This window comes from Sphingomonas sp. (assembly GCF_048595155.1).
GTDB lineage: Bacteria > Pseudomonadota > Alphaproteobacteria > Sphingomonadales > Sphingomonadaceae > Sphingomonas_I.
The window spans coordinates 1-3,116 of the sequence record NZ_JBMDXN010000028.1 but is presented as its reverse complement, the minus strand read 5'-3'; the positions used below and the strand labels follow the sequence as shown (position 1 = coordinate 3,116).

At 65.0% G+C, this 3,116-nt stretch carries 3 protein-coding genes; all 3 read right to left on the bottom strand.

What is annotated here, in order from left to right:
* Window positions 1–49 precede the first annotated feature (49 nt).
* Entirely contained in the window at window positions 50–370 is a 321-nt protein-coding gene (locus ACOJSI_RS04845) for a DUF736 domain-containing protein (RefSeq protein ID WP_420137129.1), read from the bottom strand.
* Window positions 371–649: 279 nt separating this feature from the next.
* A complete protein-coding gene (locus ACOJSI_RS04840) occupies window positions 650–1,576 on the bottom strand; it encodes a HEPN domain-containing protein (RefSeq protein ID WP_420137130.1) in 927 nt (308 codons plus the stop codon).
* A 531-nt stretch (window positions 1,577–2,107) separates the two neighbouring features.
* Window positions 2,108–3,116 (bottom strand): autotransporter outer membrane beta-barrel domain-containing protein (locus ACOJSI_RS04835; RefSeq protein WP_420137128.1); only part of this gene is annotated, 1,009 nt, incomplete at its 5' end.

Below are 3,116 nucleotides of genomic sequence, written 5' to 3'. Positions count from 1 at the left end.
TCTCTACACAAAGCGCACCGCCGCGCCGCCCGCGCGGCCCCCCTTCCGTTCAGTCGGCCGGGTTCCAGAGGATGGCGAAGCGGTCGTCGCTTTCGCCGGCGGCGCGGCCGAGATTGGCGTAGAGCCGGCGAGGTCCGAATTCCGGTGCGGCCAGGCTCAGCGACACATAGTCGCGGCCGCTGGTTTCAGAGCGGCGGTTCCAGCCGGCGCCGATCTCAACATCACCGGAGATGACGCGATAGTCCGGCTGCGTATCAGTCGTCTTTTTGGCATTGGCGACGATGCTGATGTCGGCGCGGATGCTGAGCGTCTTGAGCTGGCCGGTGTAGGTTCCGTTCTCGTCCTTGGTGACATAACCGATAGCAGGCATTGATCTTACTCCGTCTGTGCGATGCGGGATCCATTTCCCGTCGACAGCCGACCGCGAGGGACGGGCATAGGCCCTCCCCGCACCGGTACGGCCGCAGCGCGAGCGGAGGACCTGAGGCAGGCCGCTATTTTGATGCGCGAGGAGCCGCGGCACGCGGCGGGGAACATAGTGGCCGGCCTCAGGTTGCGGGCAGGGCCACCCGGACCAGGTCAGGCGCAAGAGATGGGAATGGAGCCCGCTTCCAGGCGGTTGTGATGCCTGCCTAAGCTGCCGATGATGTCACGCGGCGCGCGCGGTCCGTTCGAGCTGCTCGATCCGCTCGGTGCAGATCACCTCGACCACTTTGCCAAGCGCCTTGACATGCGCACCCAGCCAGGCGAGTTCGTCTTCGGTGATGCGGTAATGGCGCGAGTAGCGCGCTTTGACATAGGCCTCTTTAAGCTTCTCGAAGCGCGTGCGATCGGCCTTGGCCTCGCGCGGCCACACCTCGATCAGGCGCGGGTCAATGCGCTCGGCCTGCGTACGCAGGAAGCCGAGATTGTGGACGTGCGGCGTGTAGAAGGTGCAGACCAACAACACGCAGTGATAGTAGCGCTCTGTTGCTTGATGAAGTTCGAACGCAGCCTTCTTGAGGCGTCCTCTTTCGAGGTTTGATCGAAAATCATCGAGGAACTCACCAGCGCTCGGCAGCCACTCGTCAAAATACTCGCGCGCGAGCGCGAGCGCTTGGTCCGGCGTCTTGGGCTGTGGCTCGGGCAGATCGGTATCGTCCGACTGGTAGAGCGCGATGCCGTCACGCGCGACATCGATGAAGAAATAGCGCCCTTCGCTGAGGCCCGTATTCACCTCATCGAGCGTGTGGACGATGAAGTTGACCGGCGTGCGCAGCGTCCGGGTGATGGCCAGCTCGCGGTTCAATCGATCCTCGGCCGCCGACCAATATTCGGTGCGGTCGGTCAGCTTCTCGTGATTGACTATGATCAGCAGATCATAGTCCGACTGGTAGCCCTTGGCCGTGTGAGGCTCGTCGACCCAGCCACCGCGCGCATAACTGCCATAGAGGATCACCTTGAGGATGCGCGCCTGCTTCTTCCAGGTCGAAGTCGCGAGCGCGGTGGCGTAGCCAAATTCCTCGAACAATATCTGCACCACGCGCTCCAGCTCGCGCTGTTTTGCCGGCGGCAGATGGTCGAGATCGGTGCGCATGGTTAACTTGGATTCTGGCAGGCGCGGACCGGATGGCAAGACCATATCGGTCCGCGCCACATCGCGCCCCTTACTGATCCTCACGACAGCGCGCGAAGCGCGCGAAGCGCGCGATCGATGCCGGCCATAGCGCGGGCAATTTGCTGCTCGATCTCTTCAGCTTTCAGCCCGGTTCGCTCACCGATTTGTTCGTAGCTGAACAGACCAAGCCGAGCACGAGCAGAATTTCGCGGGTGAGCGCCGGTATGTCTGTCAGCGCCCGCAGCCGCGACCGATGATCCTGCGCCCACCCGCTGCCAGGTAGTGGCTTAGATATCCATCGTGCATCTCGCGATCAGGTGAGGTCATAAGACGGTTGACGTTCGCGCCACGATCTCCGCCTCCCCGAAGCCGAACAGCTGTTCGGCGGCCGCGCCGTAAAGTGCCGTGATCGAGGGAGGCGCTCAACAAATTGCGGCACAGCAGCCATGCTGTCTATTAGCAGCACTGCACCACCGGGCGGGCGGGCTGCCCCTCCCCGCCCGACGTTGGCTAGAACCGCCAATTCAGCTGGGCGCGCACGCCATTGTCGGTGTTACGCTTGGCGAACTGGCCGGCATAGCTGACGCCCAGGGTCAGCCGCTGGCTGAGATCCGCCTCCAGGCCGAGATCGCCGACAAAGGCGGTCCGGGCGAGCGGGGCGCCCGCGATCCGGAACGGCTGGCCTTGCGCGAAGCTCAGGTCCGCCGTCGGCACCCGGCCATGCAGGAGCTGACGTACCCCGCCGGAGCCGACCACGCGCATGTCGATGCCGCCCAGCAGCACGCCTGTGCGCATCCGGATGCCGGCATTGGCGTAGCTGGTGTCGAGCCGATCGGAGCGCCCCTGGAGCGCCGCCGCCCCCCCGGTTTCGCGCAGCGCTCCGCCGGACAGACGGACGATGGCGGCACCGGCAAACGGTTCGAACTGCACCTGGCCGAGCTGGGTGCGCCAGGCGACTTCGCCAAAGCCCTGCAGCGTGTGCAGATCATAATCCGCGCTCAGGCTGTTCGCGAAGCTGCCGATCGCGACCGTGCGCTGCGACCGCACGTCGTGCCAGCCATAGCTGCCGCCCAGCTGGACGGTGAACCGATCGAACGTACCGCTGATATAGCTGCCCGCCTGATAATTCTTGCTCTTGAGATCGGCGCTGCCGCGCGAATGCATTTCGCTGGTGCCGTAGCCGAGCACGGCGCCGACGCGCCAATGCTCCCCCACGGCGCCGTCGAAGCCGGTGAGCAGGCCCTTGTTGGACCTTTTATAGCCGGCGGCATTGCCGTCGCTGTCGACATCGCTCCAGGAACCCACGACCTGACCCCAGACCGCCATGCCCGCACCCGCCATGCCCGCACCCGCCATGTCCGGCCCGCGCGCCAGCACGGCCTGGCGCAGGAAGCGCGTATCCTCGATCAGCATGCCGCGCAGATTGGCATGTTCGTCGCCCGACAGGGCTTCGAAGGCCGCCCGCGCGCCGTCCGCCGATTGGCCGAGCACGGCATCGTACACCGGATTGCGGAAGCCC